The 19532-nt window shown below is 67.8% G+C and carries 20 protein-coding genes; 13 read left to right on the top strand and 7 right to left on the bottom strand.

The features are described from left to right. The 6 genes from gltB to FXN61_RS33315 form a co-directional block, all read left to right on the top strand. On the top strand, positions 1-4341 hold a 4341-nt coding region (gene gltB, locus FXN61_RS33290), incomplete at its 5' end, for a glutamate synthase large subunit (protein ID WP_167977933.1). Continuing rightward, on the top strand, positions 4334-5839 hold the full coding sequence (locus FXN61_RS33295; RefSeq protein WP_167977934.1) for a glutamate synthase subunit beta: 1506 nt from the start codon (positions 4334-4336) through the stop codon (positions 5837-5839). The genes gltB and FXN61_RS33295, both read left to right, overlap by 8 nt. Before the next feature lie 169 nt (positions 5840-6008). Next, positions 6009-6374, top strand: a complete 366-nt coding sequence (locus tag FXN61_RS33300) for a hypothetical protein (protein WP_167977935.1) — start codon at positions 6009-6011, stop codon at positions 6372-6374. A 152-nt stretch (positions 6375-6526) separates the two neighbouring features. Next, positions 6527-6838, top strand: a complete 312-nt coding sequence (locus FXN61_RS33305) for a hypothetical protein (RefSeq protein WP_167977936.1) — start codon at positions 6527-6529, stop codon at positions 6836-6838. A 57-nt stretch (positions 6839-6895) separates the two neighbouring features. After that, positions 6896-7474: a carbonic anhydrase gene (locus FXN61_RS33310; protein ID WP_167977937.1), complete on the top strand. Its 579-nt coding sequence runs from the start codon at positions 6896-6898 to the stop codon at positions 7472-7474. 13 nt (positions 7475-7487) lie between these two features. Next, a complete protein-coding gene (locus tag FXN61_RS33315) occupies positions 7488-8816 on the top strand; it encodes a SulP family inorganic anion transporter (RefSeq protein WP_246292324.1) in 1329 nt (442 codons plus the stop codon). 54 nt (positions 8817-8870) lie between these two features. Here the strand turns inward: FXN61_RS33315 and FXN61_RS33320 are convergent, their stop codons facing one another. Then, entirely contained in the window at positions 8871-10109 is a 1239-nt protein-coding gene (locus tag FXN61_RS33320) for a CHRD domain-containing protein (protein WP_167977938.1), read from the bottom strand. Between the two features lie 154 nt (positions 10110-10263). Here FXN61_RS33320 and FXN61_RS33325 point away from each other — a divergent pair, with 154 nt between their 5' ends. After that, complete coding sequence (locus FXN61_RS33325; RefSeq protein WP_167977939.1) at positions 10264-10728, top strand: COG4315 family predicted lipoprotein; 465 nt, start codon at positions 10264-10266, stop codon at positions 10726-10728. A gap of 3 nt (positions 10729-10731) precedes the next feature. Here FXN61_RS33325 and FXN61_RS33330 read toward each other — a convergent pair whose 3' ends face one another. From FXN61_RS33330 to FXN61_RS33345, 5 genes are read right to left on the bottom strand one after another with little or no spacing between them, the layout of a single operon-like run. After that, a complete protein-coding gene (locus tag FXN61_RS33330) occupies positions 10732-11556 on the bottom strand; it encodes a carbohydrate ABC transporter permease (RefSeq protein ID WP_167977940.1) in 825 nt (274 codons plus the stop codon). Continuing rightward, the gene (locus tag FXN61_RS33335; RefSeq protein ID WP_167977941.1) at positions 11556-12449 is read right to left on the bottom strand and encodes a carbohydrate ABC transporter permease; all 894 of its coding nucleotides are present in this window, start codon (positions 12447-12449) and stop codon (positions 11556-11558) included. Before FXN61_RS33335 ends, FXN61_RS33330 begins: the two co-directional genes overlap by 1 nt. Continuing rightward, entirely contained in the window at positions 12446-12814 is a 369-nt protein-coding gene (locus FXN61_RS56985; RefSeq protein WP_281360761.1) for a P-loop NTPase family protein, read from the bottom strand. The genes FXN61_RS33335 and FXN61_RS56985 overlap by 4 nt, the downstream gene beginning before the upstream one ends. Beyond that, positions 12751-13473: an ABC transporter ATP-binding protein gene (locus FXN61_RS33340; protein WP_281360762.1), complete on the bottom strand. Its 723-nt coding sequence runs from the start codon at positions 13471-13473 to the stop codon at positions 12751-12753. Before FXN61_RS33340 ends, FXN61_RS56985 begins: the two co-directional genes overlap by 64 nt. A gap of 3 nt (positions 13474-13476) precedes the next feature. Continuing rightward, the gene (locus tag FXN61_RS33345; RefSeq protein WP_167977942.1) at positions 13477-14895 is read right to left on the bottom strand and encodes an ABC transporter substrate-binding protein; all 1419 of its coding nucleotides are present in this window, start codon (positions 14893-14895) and stop codon (positions 13477-13479) included. 79 nt (positions 14896-14974) lie between these two features. On the opposite strand from FXN61_RS33345, the gene FXN61_RS33350 reads away from it, so the two are divergent. The 6 genes from FXN61_RS33350 (at position 14975) to FXN61_RS33375 (ending at position 19304) form a co-directional block, all read left to right on the top strand. Continuing rightward, a complete protein-coding gene (locus FXN61_RS33350) occupies positions 14975-15208 on the top strand; it encodes a hypothetical protein (RefSeq protein ID WP_167977943.1) in 234 nt (77 codons plus the stop codon). Beyond that, positions 15205-16935: a fumarate reductase (quinol) flavoprotein subunit gene (frdA, locus tag FXN61_RS33355; RefSeq protein WP_167977944.1), complete on the top strand. Its 1731-nt coding sequence runs from the start codon at positions 15205-15207 to the stop codon at positions 16933-16935. Before FXN61_RS33350 ends, frdA begins: the two co-directional genes overlap by 4 nt. 3 nt (positions 16936-16938) lie before the next feature. After that, positions 16939-17682 (top strand): succinate dehydrogenase iron-sulfur subunit, encoded by a 744-nt coding sequence (gene sdhB, locus FXN61_RS33360; protein ID WP_376770782.1) that lies wholly within the window; start codon positions 16939-16941, stop codon positions 17680-17682. Beyond that, positions 17679-18047, top strand: a complete 369-nt coding sequence (locus FXN61_RS33365) for a succinate dehydrogenase/fumarate reductase transmembrane subunit (RefSeq protein WP_167977945.1) — start codon at positions 17679-17681, stop codon at positions 18045-18047. The genes sdhB and FXN61_RS33365 overlap by 4 nt, the downstream gene beginning before the upstream one ends. Continuing rightward, entirely contained in the window at positions 18044-18397 is a 354-nt protein-coding gene (gene frdD / locus FXN61_RS33370; RefSeq protein WP_167977946.1) for a fumarate reductase subunit FrdD, read from the top strand. The genes FXN61_RS33365 and frdD overlap by 4 nt, the downstream gene beginning before the upstream one ends. A gap of 82 nt (positions 18398-18479) precedes the next feature. After that, on the top strand, positions 18480-19304 hold the full coding sequence (locus FXN61_RS33375; protein ID WP_167977947.1) for a DNA/RNA non-specific endonuclease: 825 nt from the start codon (positions 18480-18482) through the stop codon (positions 19302-19304). On the opposite strand, the gene FXN61_RS33380 is transcribed toward FXN61_RS33375, so the two are convergent. Next, a partial coding sequence (locus FXN61_RS33380) for a hypothetical protein (protein ID WP_223165695.1) occupies positions 19294-19532 on the bottom strand: 239 nt, incomplete at its 5' end. The two genes, FXN61_RS33375 and FXN61_RS33380, sit on opposite strands and share 11 nt — an antisense overlap.

Here is a 19532-nt window from a genome sequence, read left to right on the forward strand (position 1 = left end):
GGTGACGGTGCGGGAATCCTTCTGCAGCTGCCGGACGAGTTCCTGCGCGCTGTCGTCGAGTTCGACCTGCCGGAACGCGGGCAGTACGCGGCGGGAATCGCTTTCCTTCCGTTTGAATCCGAAGAACGCGTCGCCGCGATGGGGCAGATCGAGCGCATCGCGGAAGAGGAGAACCTCGTCGTCCTCGGCTGGCGCGACGTGCCGGTCGACCCGGAGAAGGCGAACGTCGGCCCGACCGCGCTCTCGGTGGCGCCGCACTTCGCACAGCTGTTCGTGAAGGGCACGCGCGACGAGGCCGGCATCGCGCTGGACCGCCTGGCTTTCTGCCTGCGCAAGCGGGTCGAGCACGAGGGCAGCGTCTACTTCCCCTCGCTCTCCGCGCGCACGATCGTCTACAAGGGAATGCTGACGACCGAGCAGCTGCCGGCGTTCTTCCCCGACCTGCACGACGAGCGCCTCTACACGGCGATCGCCTTGGTGCACAGTCGTTTCTCCACGAACACCTTCCCCTCGTGGCCGCTCGCGCACCCGTTCCGGTTCGTCGCACACAACGGTGAGATCAACACCGTGCGTGGCAACCGCAACCGCATGCGTGCCCGCGAGGCGTTGCTGGACAGCGATCTCATCCCCGGCGACCTCGCGCGGCTGTTCCCGATCTGCGACCCCGAGGGGTCGGACTCGGCGTCGTTCGACGAGGTGCTGGAACTGCTGCACCTCGGCGGACGCAGCCTGCCGCACGCGGTGCTGATGATGATCCCGGAGGCGTGGGAGAACCACGCCACGATGGACCCGAAGCGGCGCGCGTTCTACCAGTTCCACGCGAGCCTCATGGAGCCGTGGGACGGCCCTGCCTGTGTCACGTTCACCGACGGCGAGATCGTCGGCGCGGTGCTCGACCGCAACGGCCTGCGTCCCGCGCGCTGGTGGCAGACCGCCGACGGCCGCGTCGTGCTGGCGTCCGAGACCGGCGTGCTCGACGTGCCGTCCGACCAGGTGGTCGCGAAGGGCCGCCTGCAGCCGGGCCGCATGTTCCTGGTGGACACCACCGAGGGCCGCATCATCGATGACGACGAGTTCAAGTCGCGCCTGGCCACGGAACTGCCCTACGACGAGTGGCTGCACGCCGGGCTGCTCGACCTCTCCGACCTCTCGGACCGCGAGCACGTGGTGCAGAGCCACGAGTCGGTCGTGCGCCGCCAGCTCACCTTCGGCTACACCGAGGAGGAGCTGCGGATCCTGCTCACGCCCATGTCGGTCATGGGCATGGAGCCGCTGGCCTCGATGGGCACGGACACGCCGGTCGCGGCGCTGAGCCAGCGTTCCCGGCTGCTCTACGACTACTTCGTGCAGAACTTCGCGCAGGTGACGAACCCGCCGCTGGACGCGATCCGCGAGGAGATCGTGACGTCCGTCAAGCGCGTGATGGGTCCCGAGCAGAACCTGCTCGACCCCGGCCCGGTGTCGTGCCGCCACGTGACGCTGGACTACCCGGTCATCGACAACGACGAGCTCGCGAAGCTCATCCACATCAACGACGACGGCGACCTTCCCGGCTTTGCCTGCACCGTCCTCTCCGGACTGTACGAAGTGGACGGTGGCGGTGCGGCGCTCAACGCCGCGATCGAGCGGGTGAGGCGCGAGGCCTCCGAGGCGATCGCGAACGGCGCGCGCACGCTCGTGCTGAGCGACCGCGACTCCGACCACCGGATGGCGCCGATCCCGTCGCTGCTGCTGGTTTCCTCGGTGCACCACCACCTGGTGCGCACCAAGGAACGTCTGCGCGTCGCTCTCGTCGTCGAGTCCGGTGACTGCCGCGAGGTCCACCACGTCGCCGCGCTGCTGAGCTACGGCGCCGCCGCGGTGAACCCGTACCTCGCGTTCGAGACGATCGAGGACCTGATCAGCCAGGGCGCCATCACCGGCGTGCCCGCGCACAAGGCGATCCGCAACTACGTCAAGGCGCTCGTCAAGGGCGTCCTGAAGATCATGTCGAAGATGGGCATCTCGACCGTCGGCGCCTACACCGCGGCGCAGATCTTCGAGGCGGTCGGCCTGTCGAACGACCTGCTGGACGAGTACTTCACCGGCACGCAGTCCAAGCTCGGCGGCGTCGGCCTGGACGTGCTGGCCGAGGAGGTGGCGCTGCGCCACCGCCGCGCGTACCCGGACAACCCGACCGACCGCGCGCACCGCAGGCTCGAGGTCGGCGGCGAGTACTCCTACCGCCGCGAGGGAGAGCTGCACCTGTTCACGCCGGAGACGGTGTTCCTGCTGCAGCACGCCACGAAGACGCGCAAGGAGGACGTCTTCCGCCAGTACACGGCGGAGGTCGAGCGCATCTCGCGGCAGGGCGGCACGCTGCGCGGCCTGTTCAAGCTCCGCACCGAGGGCCGCACGCCGATCCCGATCGACGAGGTCGAGCCGGTCAGCACGATCGTCAAGCGCTTCAACACCGGCGCCATGTCGTACGGCTCGATCTCGGCAGAGGCGCACGAAACCCTTGCCATCGCCATGAACCGCCTCGGCGGCCGGTCGAACTCCGGCGAGGGCGGCGAGGACCGTGAGCGACTGTACGACCCGGAGCGCCGTTCCGCGGTCAAGCAGGTCGCCAGTGGACGGTTCGGCGTCACGAGCGAGTACCTCGTGAACTCCACGGACATCCAGATCAAGATGGCGCAGGGCGCGAAGCCCGGCGAGGGTGGCCAGCTGCCCGGCTTCAAGGTCTACCCGTGGATCGCGCGCACCCGGCACTCGACGCCGGGCGTCGGCCTGATCTCCCCGCCGCCGCACCACGACATCTACTCGATCGAGGATCTGGCGCAACTCATCCACGATCTGAAGAACGCGAACGAGCAGGCTCGGGTTCACGTGAAGCTCGTCTCGTCGATCGGTGTCGGCACGGTCGCGGCGGGCGTCGCCAAGGCGCACGCCGACGTCGTGCTGATCTCGGGCTACGACGGCGGCACCGGCGCTTCGCCGATGAACTCGTTGAAGCACGCCGGTACGCCGTGGGAGATCGGTCTCGCCGAGACCCAGCAGACGTTGCTGCTCAACGGTTTGCGCGACCGCATCACCGTCCAGGTCGACGGCGCGATGCGCACCGGCCGTGACGTTGTGGTCGCGGCGCTGCTGGGTGCTGAGGAGTTCGGCTTCGCCACGGCACCGCTGATCGTCGCCGGCTGCGTGATGATGCGCGTCTGCCACCTGGACACGTGCCCGGTCGGCGTCGCCACGCAGAACCCCGACCTGCGCGCCCGCTACACCGGTCAGGCCGACCACGTCGTGAACTTCTTCGAGTTCGTGGCGCAGGAGGCCAGGGAACTGCTGGCGGAGCTCGGTTTCCGCACGATCGACGAGGCCGTCGGCCACGCGGAGCTGCTCGACAAGGACGAGGCGATCGAGCACTGGAAGACCGAGGGCCTGAACCTCGCCCCGGTGTTCGAGGTGCCGGAAACCCCGTACCCGACGGCGAAGCGCAAGATCCGCGACCAGGACCACGGTCTGGACAAGGCGCTGGACCGCACGCTGATCCAGCTCGCGGAGGCGGCGCTGGAGGACGCGCACCAGGTCAACCTGGAGCTGCCGGTCCGCAACGTCAACCGCACGGTCGGCACGCTGCTCGGCGCCGAGGTCACCCGCCGCTACGGCGGCGAGGGCCTGGAGGACGACACGATCCGGATCAAGCTGACCGGGTCCGCCGGCCAGTCGCTCGGCGCGTTCCTGCCGCGCGGCATCACGCTGGAGATGGTCGGCGACGCGAACGACTACGTCGGCAAGGGCCTGTCCGGCGGGCGGATCATCGTCCGGCCGCACGACGACGCGCCGTTCCGTGCCGAGGACCAGGTCATCGCGGGCAACGTGATCGGCTACGGCGCCACGTCCGGCGAGGTGTTCCTGCGCGGCCGGGTCGGCGAGCGCTTCTGCGTCCGCAACTCCGGCGCGCTGCTGGTGGCGGAAGGCGTGGGAGACCACGCGTTCGAATACATGACCGGTGGCCGGGCCGTGGTGCTCGGGCCGACCGGGCGCAACGTCGCGGCCGGCATGTCCGGCGGCATCGCGTACGTGCTCGACCTGGACCCGTTGTCGGTGAACCAGGAGATGGTGCAACTGCAGCGCCTCAGCGCCGAGGACCTGCGTTGGCTCAAGGACGCCGTCACCAAGCACCACAAGCACACCGGCTCGGCCGTTGCTGCTTCGCTGCTCGGTGACTGGACTCGGCGAGCCGGTGCGTTCACGAAGGTCATGCCCGGCGACTACCAGCGCGTTCTCGAGGCCATGCGCCTCGCCCGCGCCGAGGGCCGGGACGTTGACGCGGCTGTCATGGAGGCGTCTCGTGGCTGATCCACAGGGTTTCATGAAGTACTCCCGCTCCGACGCGCCGAAGCGTCCGAAGCCGGAACGGTTGCAGGACTGGAACGAGGTCTACCTCGACGAGGATCCCGCCGAGCGGAACGCCGCCGTGCGCACGCAGGCGGCGCGGTGCATGGACTGCGGCATTCCCTTCTGCCACAGCGGAACCGCGGGCTGTCCGCTCGGGAACCTGATCCCGGAGTGGAACGAGCTGGTGCGCCGTGGCGACTGGGAGCTCGCCTCGGACCGCCTGCACGCCACCAACAACTTCCCGGAGTTCACGGGCCGGCTGTGCCCCGCTCCCTGCGAGGCCGCGTGCGTCCTGTCGATCTCGCATGACGCGGGCGGTGCCGTCGCGATCAAGCGGGTCGAGGAGACCATCGCGGACGTGTCGTGGGAGAACGGCTACGTGCAGCCGTCTCAGGCGACTGTGTCCTCCGGCAAGCGCGTCGCGGTCGTCGGCTCCGGTCCCGCCGGACTGGCCGCCGCCCAGCAGCTGACCCGTGCCGGACACGAAGTCGTTGTGTACGAACGGGATGACAGGCTCGGTGGCCTGCTTCGGTACGGCATCCCCGAGTTCAAGATGGAGAAGAAGGCTCTCGACCGGCGCCTGTCGCAGCTGCGTCGCGAAGGCACGAAGTTCGTCACCGGCTGCGAGGTCGGCGTCGACATCACGGTCGAGCAGCTGCGTGCCGAGTTCGACGCGGTCGTGCTGGCCGTGGGCGCTCTGCGCGGCAGGGACGACAAGACGACTCCTGGGCGCGAGCTCAAGGGCGTTCACCTCGCGATGGACCACCTGGTGCCCGCGAACCGCGCTGTCGAGGGCGACGGCCCGTCGCCGATCTCGGCCGACGGCAAGCACGTCATCGTCATCGGCGGTGGCGACACGGGCGCCGACTGCTACGGCACCGCGACCCGCCAGGGCGCGCTGTCCGTGACGCAGCTCGACCAGTACCCGATGCCGCCCACCGTGCGCGACGACGAACGCTCGCCGTGGCCGGTGTGGCCGCACATCCTGCGCACCTACCCGGCGCACGAGGAGGCGGGTGAGCGGCGCTTCACCGTGGCGGTTCGTCGCTTCGTGGGCGACGACGACGGCCACGTGCGCTTCATCGAACTGCAGCAGGTGCGCGTCGAGAAGGACTCGTCAGGCCGCCGTTCCGTGGTGCCGCTGTCCGACGAGATCGAGATGCTGCCCGCGGACATGGTGCTGCTGGCGATCGGCTTCGAGGGTGTCGAGCACATGCGCCTGCTCGACGACCTGGACATTTCGTTGACCACGCGCGGCACGATCTCGTGCGGCTCCGACTGGCAGACGACCGCGCCCGGCGTGTTCGTGTGCGGAGACGCGCATCGGGGCGCTTCCCTCGTGGTGTGGGCGATCGCCGAGGGCCGGTCCGTGGCCAACGCCGTGGACACGTTCCTCACGGGTTCCTCGAACCTGCCTTCGCCGGTGATTCCGAACCAGCTTCCGCTCGCTGTGGTCTGACAACGGCGTCAGACCAGCGGCAGCACCATGACGCCCCGGCCGACAACGGAGTCGACCGGGGCGTTCGCCTGTCCGTACCGTGTTCGTTCGTGAGCAAAGAGATGCTGGATCCACCGAACAGCCTCTATCCGCCGTACGCCGGCATCGGGGGCGAGTTCTGGAACTCGGGGTGGGACTGGATCGGCGGCACCTGGAGGGACCGGTACCGGGCGAACCCGGCGGGTGGGCTTCCCACCAGTACGTGTTCGACATCGTCGACAGCGTGCTCGCCAGCGGTGTGTCGGACCGGTTGCTGGTCACCACGTCCATGCACGACCTCGTGGTGGCGTCGGCGGAGGCGAAGGTCGGCGAGTACGAGACGATCAAGGTCATCTCACCGGCGAACTACGCGCTCTTCTTCGGTCACATGGGGCTTGCCTTCGCCAGCCAGCGCGGAAGGCGCCAGGAGATCCGCCAGTATCTGATCGAGGACGCCGTCGACGTGTTCTGGGAAATGGTCGAGGAGAAGTTCGGCATCAGCCCGGCAGTGCGGTGACTTCGGCACAGCGCCGTACGGTTGGTGAAACCCGGAATCTCTTTCGGGTGAAACCTGGTGCTTGATAAGGGCGATCTACGTCTCGTATATCGCGCTTCCGTCCCCCGAGGGCGACACTGATCGTTGTAGATCAACTCGGCCCGGGGGTGAGCATGCGCAGCGTTCTGCTTGCTGTCGTCATCGCCCTGTGCGCCGTGCTGGCACCGGCCGTCACGCCCGTGGCGATCGGCGCCCCGCCGCCGAAGTCCAAGACCTCCGCGCCCAAGGAGGAAGCGCCCCGCGAGGAGCGCGAGACCAGCCGGCTGCGCGTGCTGACCGCTGCCGTTGAGCGTGTGTCCAGCGTGGCTGGACCGTCCGAAGTGGCTGTCGTTGCTCGTGTGGCGGCCACACGGAACCTGGTGTCCGCTGCCGAACCGATGGCGGTTTGGCGCACACCGTCCGCACTGCAGGTGTTCCGAAACTGATCGGTCCCCGCCATCCGATCAAACCGAACACTTTTTCCTTAGCAGTGAGGGATTCTCATGGACTTCCATCGCTTTGTCCAGCATGCCCGCGCACACGCCAAGTCGCGTTCCCGTGTCGTCGGGAAGAAGCTTGCGGCCGGTCAGCATCCGACGACCATGTTCATCACGTGTGCCGACTCGCGCATCGTGACCGCTGAGATCACCGGTGCGGAACCGGGCTCGCTCTTCGAGCTTCGTACGGCGGGCAACGTCATTCCGTCGTACTCGTTGACCAGGCCGACCAGTGAGATGGCCACGATCGAGTTCGCCGTGCTGCAGCTCGGGGTCAGCGAGATCGTCGTGTGCGGTCACTCGCACTGTGGTGCTGTGACGGCGTTGAACGGTGCCGCGATCGATCATCTGCCGGCGATGCGGGGCTGGTTGCGGCCCGGCGGGAAGCCACCGAGCACCCTGGCCGATCCCGCGATGCGCGCTGAGGGGCAGGAGCACGTCAGGGCCCAGCTCCAGACGCTGCTCGAGTACCCGTTCGTGGCCGGCAAGGTGGCGAACGGCGAGCTGCGTGTCCATGGGTGGTTCTACGACATCGAGACCGGTGAGGTGTCGGCGTGTGCCGAGCATGCTTTCCGGCCGCTGTAAGGGTTTCGACGAGATGAAGAAGTACTGGGCCGATCTTGGTGCCTCGGTCGTGGTGTTCCTCGTGGCGCTGCCGCTGTGCGTTGGTGTGGCGGTGGCGTCCGGGGTGCCGGCCGAGCTCGGCATCGTGACCGGCGTGGTCGGCGGCGTTGTCGTCGGCCTGTTGCCCGGCAGCACGATGCAGGTGAGCGGGCCTGCGGCCGGGTTGACTGTGCTGGTCGCGGATGCGGTTGGCAGGTACGGGATCCAGGCGCTGGGCGTGATCGTCTTAGGCGCCGGACTGGTGCAGGTCGCGCTGGGTGTGGCCAGGTGCGGGCGGTGGTTCCGCGCGATCTCGCCCTCGGTGGTGCAGGGCATGCTCGCCGGTATCGGGCTGGTGCTGATGTTCGGGCAGCTGAAGCCGCTGGTGGCGTCGCCGGTCGCGTTGGCGCTGGGACTGCTCACGGTGGTGATCATGCTGCTGTGGCAACAGACTCCGATGCGTCTGGTACCCGGAGTGCTCGTGGGCGTGGCCGTTTGCACTGCGCTGGCATCGGGTTTCGCTTCGCCGGTGGAGCGCATCGAAGTCGGCACGCTCTCCGCGGACGTGCATCTGCCGGACTTTTCGTTGCTGCACGCGGGAGTCCTCGGCAGCGCTGTGGTGTTCGCACTGGTCGCGTCGGCGGAGAGCATGTTCAGTGCGTCGGCGGTCGACCGCATGCACGTCGGTCCGCGCACGCGCTACAACCGGGAACTGATCGCGCAGGGTGTGGGCAACACGATCTGCGGTCTGCTCGGCGCGTTGCCCATGACGGCGGTGATCGTGCGCAGTGCCGCCAACGTTCAGGCCGGTGCCCGAACCAAAGCCTCACGGGTGCTGCACGGTGTGTGGCTGCTGCTGTTCGTGGTGCTGCTTCCGGGACTGCTGACGTTGATCCCGGTCGCCGTGCTGGCGGCGGTGCTGGTGCAGGCCGGGTGGAAGCTTCTCTGCGTCCGGCAGGTGATCACGTTGTGGCGCACGGACAAGGCGGAAGGTGCTGTGCTGGTGCTGACCGCCGGGCTCATCGTGTTCACCGACCTGCTGACCGGGACGCTGATCGGGTTGCTGGCCGCCGTCGTGAAGACGGCCTGGGACGTGTCCCGCCTCTCCGTCACCATCACCACCGACGGGGTCGCGCTCAAGGGGAACGCGACGTTCCTGAGGCTGCCCAGGCTGCTGGACGCCCTGGAGCGAGTTGACCGCGAACACGTCCGGATGGATCTGAGCGGGGTCCGGCACCTCGACCAGGCCTGCGGGCAGGCCATCGACCAGTGGGTCGACGAGTCCCGCCGGGCGGGCAGGACCGTCGAGCTGGTCGGGAGGTAGAAAGCGGCGCCGCGACCGTGGGGGTCTCGGTCGCGGCGCCTGTTCAGGTGGTCGTTAGTGAGTCGTGAACTGGCCGCGCACCGCTCCACCGGGGAACGGACCCGTGTGGATGTTCGAGTAGAAGTCCTTCGGCGACTTCTTCAGCGCGTCCAGCGCCGCCTTGTCGACCCCACCGGCCGAGCCGGACACCGCGAAGATGCCGTTCGGGACGGCAGTGCCGAAGAACGTGATCTTCACCGGGCCGTTGACGCCCTTGGCGCCCTGGTGGACGTGGCCGAGCGTCGGCGCGTCGATGTTCACCCACGCCAGCGAGAAGTCGACACCGGTCGCGGTGGGCTGCACGAACGTGATGGCCTGGCCGTCGGGGTCGCCGACCTTCGGGCCGTCCTGGACCGGGACCTCGTTGCGGCCGTTGGAGAACGCGCGGAGCTTGCCGCCCTTGATGATGTCGAGCGGGTTGACCTGCTTGCCGAGCGGCTTGAGCTGGGCGCGGACGGCGCCGCCGGGACGGTCGGTGCTGTGCAGGTTCACGTAGAAGCCCGCCGGGTTCTTGCGGATGTCGTCGGCCAGCTTCTGGTCGATCACGGTCTGGCCGGCGGCCGCGGACAGCGTCTCCGGCATCGGGGTGGTGAAGAGGTTGACCTTCACCGGGCCGTTCTGGCCCGCCACGCCCTGGTGGATGTGGCCGAGGGTGAGCTGGGCGGTCTTCTTCCACTCCATCGCGAACGTCACGCGGTCGCCGCGCACCTCGACCAGCGCGCGTGCCGAACCGTCCGCGTCACCCACGGCAGGACCGCCGGGGGTCGGGACCTCCTGCTTGCCGTCCAGGTCGGCCGAGAAGAACATCGGCTTGCCCTTGACGGGCGCGGGAGCGGGATTGGTCGGTGCCGGCGCGGGATTGGTGGGGGCCGGGTTGTGGCCTCCGTGCTCGCCGCCACCAGAGCCGGACTTCGTGGCGGTCGGCTTCTCCGCGGAGCCGCCCGCGTCGATGTTGAGCGTCGGACCGTCGGCGGTGAAGTTCTGGAACGCCGAGCCGCCGTTCTTGACGACCACGCGGACCTCGATCGGTCCTCGTCCGGGCTTCACGGTGAAGGTGCGCGACTCGCCTTTCTTGGCGCCGTCCAGGCACCGGCCTTCGAGGGTGTCCGCGGCGCAGAACGTGGCCTCGTAGCCGGCGGTGTTGGTGATCTTCACGGTCACGGCGTCCTGGGCGGCGAACGCCGGCGTCACCACGCCCAGGCCGAGCGTGGCGCCCAGCAGGCATGCGGCAGCGACAGTTTTGTTGGCAGACATGGGATGTACTCCAAGGCTCCTCAGTGGGAGTCGGGGGGTCTGGCGGACCCGACGCCACCAACACGGATGCCGATCAGATTCGGTTCAACGAAAGTTTGTTAGTGAACCGAACGACGTCTCCGCACGTGTCGTCGGTGGAACAGGGACGATCACTTTGGAGACGAAGATGCGTGCACGTATGGGAATTCTGTTGCTGCCTGCACTGCTCGCGGGGCTGTCTGCCTGCGGAAATGAGGCACCGCAACAGGTTGCGCAACAGGAGGTCCCCGCGAAGGTGGAGGTGAAGATCGCGCAGTCCGACCTGGGGCCGATCCTGGTCGACCAATCGGGACGCACGCTGTACGCATTCACCAAGGATGAAAACAAGTCCAGCGCGTGCGACGCCGACTGCATCGCCGTCTGGCCCGCTCTCACTGCACAGTCCACAGTGGATGCAAAGGACGGCGCGGACACGAACCTCCTGTCTCAAATCGAGGAGAGCTCGCAGGCCGTGTACGGAAAGTGGCCGCTCTACTACTACGTTGGAGACCAGGTTCCCGGCGACGTGAACGGTCAGGGCGTCGACGAGGAGTGGTTCGCGATCGCCCCGGACGGGAAACTGGTCAAGAAGGCCGAGTGATGCTCACCCCTTCACCGCTCCCATGGTGAAACCGGCGATGAAGCGGTCCAGGAACAGGTTGAACACGAACGCCATGGGCAGGGCGATCAACACGGTGGCTGCCTGCAGTGACTGCCAGAAGAACACGTCTCCGCGCACCAGCTGGGTGGGTACACCGGTGCTGACCGGCATCTCGTGGGTCGGGGCCACGAACGCGAGCGCGTAGATGAACTCGCTGGCAGTCAGTGTGAACGCGAACACCACGACCGCCACGATGCCGGGGAACACCAGGGGTACCACGGCCCGCACGAACGCGCCCAGCCTGCTGTAGCCGTCGACCATCGCCTGTTCTTCGATGTCACGGGGAACTGTCTTGAGGAATCCCATGAGCAGCCAGACCGACACCGGGATCGTGATGGTCGGGTAGATCAGCACCAGCGACCACGTGCTGTCCTGGAGCCCGACTCCGACGACCATCCGCGACAGCGACAGGAACAGCAGGCTCGGCGGCACCAGGTACACCAGGAAGATGGCGATGCCCAGCGGTCCTGACCACGGGCGGTCCAGCCGTGCCAGCGCGTAGGCCGCGGGCAGGGAGAAGGCCAGGGTGATCAGCACGACCAGTGCGCCGACCCACAGCGTGTTCCACGCGAACGTCAGGAAAGCCGTGTCGGAGAACAGGTACAGCACGTGGTCCGGCGTCGCCGGCCGGTTGAAGAGGAACGGGTTGTTGCGCGGGTCGTAGAGGTCGCGGTTCTGCTTGAACGCGGTGATCAGCGACCACACGAACGGCCCCGCGCACAGCACGGCCGCGAGCACGGCGGCGAAGTAGAGTCCGGCGCGAGCCATCAGCCCACCTCGATCCGGCGCACCACGCGGAGGATCCCGACCGCGGCGGCGAGCAACAGCGGGAAGAGGAACAACGCGACGGCGGCGCCCTGGGCGACGTCTCCGCCCTCGATGCCGCGGTAGAACGCCCAGCTGGCCAGCACCTGGGTGGCGTCGTTCGGTCCGCCTCTGGTCAGCACCCGCACCACCGCCATGTCGGTGAACGTGAAGATCGCGCCGAACAGCGCGGCCACCGCGGCGACCGGCAGCACCAGCGGAACCGTGATCTCGAACATCCGGCGCCAGTAGCCGGCGCCGTCGACCTTGGCCGCCTCGTTGATGTCGCTGGGAATGGCGACCAGGCCGGCCATCATGATCACCGCGGCGAGCGGGGTGAGCCGCCAGACGTGCACCGCGATCACCGACGTCATCGCGAGCCCCGGCTGGCCGAGCCAGTACAGGTTCTCGCCGGCACCGAGGATCCCCAGTTCGCGCAGCACCCAGTCGATCGGCGAGTAGATCGAGTCCAGCAGCCACAGCCAGGAGATCGACGACAGCGCCACCGGCGTGGTCCACGGCAGCAGCACGAGGAACCGGATCACCCACTTGCCCCGGAAGTCGGCGACGAGGATGTTCGCCAGCACCTTGCCCAGCACCACGATCAGCACCATCGAGACCAGCGTGAAGACGAACGTGTTGCCGAGCGACTTCCAGAACACCGGGTCGTCGAACGCCCGCTCGAAGTTCCGCGTCCCGACGAAGTCGTACGACGGGTCGCCCGCGCTGACGTCCGACAGTGCGAACGCGATCGCCAGCACGAACGGCACGGCCACCAGCACGACGATGTAGAGCACGCTGGGCAGCAGGAACAGCCACGCCAGCGTGTCCGGCCGGTCCGCGAGCCGCGGCTTCACAGCCGCACCGCCTCGGTGCGCAGGCCCGACTCGGCGTCGAAGAAGCGCAGCTTTTCGTGCCGCACCGCGAACTCGTGCGTCTCGCCTGCCGTGATCGGAGTGTCCACTGTAGAGGGAAGGCGGGCGACGACGCGGGTGTCCTCGCCGATCCGCGAGGCGGTCCCGTACACGTGCCGGTCACCGGACAGGTACTCGATCCGGTCCACCGCCAGCGGCACGGCGACACCCGATGGCACGTTCTCCACCGGCAGCAGGTGCTCCGGCCGGAACCCGACGAGGTGCCCGTCGCGCGGCACGAGGTTCATCGGCGGCGACCCGATGAACGTCGCGACGAACGTGTCCGCCGGGTCGTCGTAGATCTCCACCGGCGGCCGACCTGGCGCACTTTCCCGTCGGCCAGCACGGCGATCCGGTCACCGAGGCCCATCGCCTCGACCTGGTCGTGCGTCACGTAGATCGTGGTGGTGCCGATCTCCTTCTGGAACCGCTTGAGCTCGTCGCGCGCACTCGCCCGCAGCTTCGCGTCCAGATTGGACAAGGGCTCGTCCAGCAAGAACACCTGCGGTTCCCGCACCAGGGCACGGGCCAGCGCGACCCGTTGCCGCTCACCACCGGACAGTTGCCGTGGCTTGCGGTCCAGCAGCCGTTCGATGCCCAGCAGTGTTGCGGCCCACCGCACCTTGCGCTCCCGCTCGGCAGGAGCCATCCGCGCGGCCCGCAACGGGAAGACGATGTTGGCGTGCACCGTCTTGTGCGGGTACAGCGCGTAGCTCTGGAACACCATCGCGATCTTGCGGGCCCGCGGTGGCAGGCCCGTCACCACGACACCGCCGATCAGCACGTCGCCGCTCGTCGGCTCTTCCAGGCCGGCCACCGTGCGCAGCAGCGTGGTCTTGCCGCATCCGGACGGTCCGAGCAGCACCAGGTACTCGCCGTCGTCGGCGGCGAGGTCCACGCCGTCGATGGCGTGCACCCTGCCGCCGTCGAAGTGCTTGGCCAGTCCGCGGACCTCGACGACCGCCATGGCTCAGCCGCCGACGAGCCCCGCGGCCCGCCACTTGTCGAAGATCGCCGTGATCTGCTTCTCCGCGTCCGACACGACCTGCTGTGGCGAGGCTTCGCCACGTGCCGCGCGGGCGAACATGTTGGGGATGACGAAGGTGTTGAAGACCTCGCCGATCGCCGTGCTCGCCGGGCCGGGGTGACCGATGTTGGCGCTCCACGGCACCGCGTCGACGAGGATCTTCAGCTTGTCCTTCGGGTTCGAGCCGAACGGGTCGCTCTCCAGCCACGCCTTGCGGTTCGGTGTCAGCCCGTCCCACGCGCAGAAGTCGTACAGCTTCGAGTGGTACGTGGCCGACGCGAAGTTGGCCGTGTAGTGCAGCAGGAACTCCTTGGCGTTGTCGACCGCCTTGACGTGCTTGGGGATGATCCAGTTGTAGAGCACGTGTTGCGCGGCCAGCGCCGCCTTCGGGCCCTTCAGCGCGGGAACGAAGTAGGTGTCGTCCGCGACCGGCGGGTTCGACCCCTGCGCGGTGCGCCACGCGGAGATCGAGTTGACGATGTAGGACAGCTTGCCCGCGACGAGGCCCTGGTTGTTGCTCGCCGCGTTCCAGGAGAACACCTCGGGCGTCATCGCCTGCTGGTACAGCTTGGTCATGAACTCGACCGCGGCGACCGTCTCCGGTGAGTTGATCACCACCTTCTCGTTCTCGTCCTGCTCCGATGCGCCGTAGGACCACATCAGCGCGCGCAGGATCATGTTCGAGTCGATCTCCTGGGACATGCCGAGCCCCAGCTGGACGCCCTGGCTCTTCTTGATCTCGCTCGCACCCTGCAGCAACTCGTCCCAGGTGGACGGACCGCCGGCGAACCCGACGGGTGTCCACAGCGACTTGCGGTAGTTGCCGGGGTCGGGCACCCAGCCCGGCGAGTAGGCGTAGAAGCGGCCGGTCGCCGGGTTGAAGCTCGATTTGCGGCACAGCGGCAGCTGCGAGCCCCACCGCTTCGAAGCCTCGTCGACCAGGTCCTTGAGGTCGAGCACGCTCGGTTCGTACTGGGACAGCGTCGCGATGTACTGGATCACGTCGTGGCCCTGGCCTGCCTGGACCTCCGCGGCGATCCTGGTCGGGATCTGTGCCTGGTCGATGTGGTCGACAGTGACGTTGACGCCGACCTTGGCGCCCCAGCCCTTGGCGAACTGGTCGAACCACTGGTCGTGGCTGGGCACGAAGTGGCTCCACAGCAAGATCTTCAGCTCGCCGGACAGCCTGGAGCGCGGGTCCTCGAACGTCTCCCGGGGTGCCTCGGTCGAAGCCGGTTGTGTCGGCCCGCCACCTTCCTCACGTGCGCAGGCGGCACCGGCCGACGCGGCGAGCGTCGCCAGCCCGGCAGCACGCAGGATGTCTCGTCGACTGCGGAGAGTGACGGGTAGATCGTCGTTCATCGCTCTCTCCTCCCGCGAGGGGTAGTCAAGAACGATATGCTCCTTGTGAGCTGCGTCACAACTCAACGGGAGGCCGGCGATGGTCGGTACGAAGACGCATTTCACTCAGGGAATCGCGCCCTGCGGGCGGCCCGCGGAAGGGGACCGCTGCCGAGACGACGACGACTCCGGGCTGATCATCGACGATGTCGTGTGGGCCTGCGGTTGCCGCCAGACGAGGCACGTGTTCCACGATGGGAGCGTGCGCGTCCAGACGGTCAGGCATGACGGGAAGATCCTCGCGGACGAGCACAGCGGGGATCACGAGGCATGACCGCGTTCCACAACATCGTGGTGGTCGGCGGCGGCGGCGCCGGGCTCCGCGCCGCCGTCGCCATCGCGGAGGCCAACCCGCTGCTGAGCGTGGCGATCGTGTCGAAGGTTTACCCGATGCGCAGCCACACGGTGTCGGCAGAAGGCGGTGCCGCGGCGGTGATCGCCGAGGGCGACACCATCGACGAGCACGCGTACGACACGGTGTCCGGCGGTGACTGGCTGACCGACCAGGACGCGGTCGAGGCCTTCGTCGAGGAGGCGCCCAAGGAACTGCTCAGGCTAGAACACCAGGGCTGTCCGTGGAGCCGGCGGCCGGACGGGCACATCGCGGTGCGCGCATTCGGCGGGATGAAGAAGAAACGCACCTGGTTCGCCGCGGACAAGACCGGTTTCCACCTGCTGCACACGCTGTTCCAGACATCGCTGTCCTGTTCGGACATCGTCAGGTACGACGAGTGGTTCGTGACGAAGCTCCTCAGCGATGAGGGCAGGGTGCACGGCGTGGTGGCGATCGAGATGGCGACCGGTCGAATCGAGACCATCATCGCCAACGCCGTCATCGTCTGCACCGGTGGCTGCGGCCGGGTGTTCCCGTTCACCACCAACGCGAACATCAAGACCGGTGACGGCATGGCGCTGGCGTACCGGGCGGGTGCGCCGCTGAAGGACATGGAGTTCGTCCAGTACCACCCGACCGGACTGCCGTTCACCGGCATTCTGATCACCGAGGCCACCCGCGCCGAGGGCGGCTGGCTGCTGAACAAGGACGGCTACCGCTACCTGCAGGACTACGACCTCGGCAAGCCGACGCCGGAACCGGTGATGCGCAGCATGGAGCTGGGGCCGCGCGACCGGTTGTCGCAGGCGTTCATGCACGAGCACGCCAAGGGGCGCACGATCGACACGCCCTACGGCCCGGTCGTGCATCTCGACCTGCGGCACCTCGGCGCGCAGGTGATCGACACGAAGCTGCCGTTCGTGCGGGAGCTGTGCTCGAAGTACGAACGCATCGACCCCGTCAAGGAGCTCATCCCGGTACGGCCGGTGGTGCACTACATGATGGGTGGCGTTCACACCGACATCAACGGAGCCACCCCGGTCGAGGGCTTGTACGCCGCCGGGGAGGTGGCGTGCGTGAGCATCAACGGCGCCAACCGGCTCGGCTCCAACTCGCTGCCCGAGCTGCTCGTCTTCGGTGCCAGAGCGGGGCAAGCGGCGGCGGAGTACGTGCGAACGCTCCAAAAAGGATCGACGTCGGCCGCCTACGCGCAGGGGCGGGACGAGGAACGCAGGCTGACCAAGGAGCTCCGCAAGCACGACGCCGGTACCGAGCGGATCGCCGACATCCGCACGGAGATGCAGACCACGATGGAGGACGGCGCCGGCATCTACCGCGACGGCGACTCGCTCGACAAGGCGTTCGTCAAGCTGCACGAGCTGCGCGAGCGGTTCGACCGTGCGGCGGTCGACGACCACAGCACCACGTTCAACACCGAGCTGGTCGCGCTGCTCGAGCTGGACTTCATGCTGGACATCGCGCAGAGCATCGTGGCGTGCGCGATCAAGCGCACCGAGTCGCGCGGGGCTCACCAGCGGACGGACTTCCCGAAACGTGATGACGAGAAGTTCCTGGCGCATTCGCTGGTGCACCGCCCGAACAAGGTCGAGTACCTGCCGGTGACGATCACCCGCTGGCCGCCGGGCGAGCGGGTGTACGGGAGGTGAGCCGTGGCCAGGAAGCGGACGACGATCACCATGGAGGTCACCCGGTTCCGGCCAGGTGAGGACTCCGAGCCGACCCTGCAGTCCTACGAGGTGCCGCTGCGCAAGGAATGGGCGGTGCTGGACGGTCTCAACCACATCAAGGACCACCTGGACGGCACGCTGTCCTACCGCTGGTCGTGCCGGATGGGCATCTGCGGCAGTTGCGGCATGACGGTCAACGGCAAGCCGCAGCTGAGCTGTGCGACGTTCCTCGTCGACTACGCGCCGGGCCCGGTGCGGGTGGAGCCCTTGCGCAACTTTCCGGTCATCCGCGACCTCGTCGTGGACATCAGCGACTTCATGACCAAACTGCCCAAGGTCAAGCCGTGGCTGATCCACGAGGGCGAGACGCCGGAGGGAGAGTTCCTGCAGACGCCGCAGGAGATGGACGAGTACAAGAAGTACAGCATGTGCATCAACTGCATGCTCTGCTACTCGGCCTGTCCTGTGTACGCGTTGGAGCCCGAGTTCCTCGGCCCGGCCGCGATCGCGCTGGGCCAGCGGTACAACCTGGACTCGCGTGACGACGGCGACCGCAGGGATGTGCTGGCCTCCGCCGAGGGGGTGTGGGCGTGCACGTTCGTGGGCGAGTGCAGCACCGCGTGCCCGAAGGGCGTTGATCCCGCGGGCGCCATCCAGCGGTACAAGCTGACCGCGGCTGTCGCGGCGCTGAAGGACTTCCTGCTGCCGCGCGGGGCACGACGATGAGCGCCTACCGGCAGCCCGTGTCGACGTTCTGGTGGCTGCACCAGTGGTCCTACCTGCTGTTCGTGTTGCGTGAGCTGAGCAGCGTGTTCGTCGCGTGGTTCGTCGTCTACCTGCTGCTCGCGGTGTCCGCGATCGCCGACGGTCCTGCCGCCTACCAGGACTTCGTGGCCTGGAGCGGTGGTGGCTGGGTGCTGGTGCTCAACGTCGTGGCGCTCGCCTTCGTGCTGTTGCACGCGGTCACCTGGTTCGCGCTGGCGCCGAAGGCGATGGTCGTGCCGCACGTGCCGCCGTGGGTGGTGCTGGTGGGCCACTACCTGGCCTGGGCGGTGCTGTCGGCCGCCGTCGCCTGGTTGGTGCTCCGATGAGCCGCCGCCGGTCACCAGAGCCGCTGGTGTGGCTGCTGTTCAGCGGGGGAGGCATGGCGGCCGCACTGCTGGTACCCGTGCTGCTGTTCCTGTTCGGACTGGCCTTCCCGCTCGGCTGGCTGCCCACGCCCGACCACGCGCATCTGCTGGCACTCGTCGAGCACCCCGTCACCAAGCTGGTGCTGTTCGGACTGAGTGTGCTCGCGTTGTTCCACTGGGCGCACCGGTTCCGTTACACCCTGTACGACGGGCTCAAGCTCAAAGCGGCGAGCACGCTGATCGCAGTCGTGTGCTACGGCGCGGCCGCGGCCGGCTCGGTCGTCGCCGGAACTGTGCTGCTGTTGGCCTGAACTTGTTGGGCTGTTCAGGTGTACCGGCTAACGGCCCTGCGGCATGTGTCGACCTAATGGGTGAACCAGTAGGGGGCGACACATGACCAGCACAGCCGTGAAGACCGGTTTCGACGTGGGGTTCCTCGGCACCGACGCCGGGATCCCGGTCCTGACGGAGTCGGGAGCAGCCGACGCGGTCGAGCTCGACGGCTCGACCACGATCGACTACACGCACTTCTCGCTCGCGATGAGCAAGGTGCGCAAGTTCGCGATCTGGGTCGCGTGGAACATCGACGGCGGCGAGATGAAGGCTTTGAGCCGCACCAACATCCCGTTCATCAAGGATCCGAGGATCCCTGCCGAGTTCCAGACCGGCGACGAGCTCTACCGCGACAACAGGCTCGACCGCGGCCACCTCGCGCGCCGCGCGGACCTCTGCTGGGGCCCGAAGGCGGAGGCGCAGAAGGCGAACAAGGACTCGTTCTTCTTCACGAACATCACGCCGCAGATGGACGACTTCAACCAGAGCACGAAGGAAGGGCTCTGGGGCAAGCTCGAGGACGCCGTGCTCGCCGACGTCGACGTCGACAACCTGAAGGTCAGCGTCTACGGCGGCCCTGTCTTCAACGCCGACGACAGGGTGTTCCGCGGGGTCGCGATCCCGCGAGAGTTCTACAAGGCGATCGCGTTCGTGGTGAACGGCGAACTGCGTTGCAGCGCGTTCCTGCTCACGCAGAACCTCGTCCTGGCAGAGGCGCTCGACCTGGACGAGTTCCGCGTGTTCCAGGTGTCGGTGGCCGAGCTGGAGAAGCGCACGAGCTTCACCTTCCCGGCCGAGCTGCACGCCGCCGACACCGCGGCCGTTCAGCTGCTCGACGAGTCCGAACGGCCGCCGCTGGGCAGCCTCGACGACATCAAGTGGTGATGCGGACGGAAGGCAGCCGCTGACGCAGTTCTTCCAGCCGGGGAAGCGATTCCGGCTGGTGCACGACGAGGTGTTCCAACGCGGGAAGCGCGCGCAGGTCGTCCGCTGACGGCAAGCCGAACACCTCCAGCACGGCGATGGTCGGCCACCGCTCCAGCCCCGCCAGCGGGTAGGGCGGGCGGTGGTCGATCGCCAGCTCGCGCAACGCGGGCAGCGCCGGCAGCGCGG

Origin of the sequence: Lentzea indica (assembly GCF_012184385.1) — a bacterium.
GTDB classification, from domain to species: Bacteria; Actinomycetota; Actinomycetes; order Mycobacteriales; family Pseudonocardiaceae; genus Lentzea; species Lentzea indica.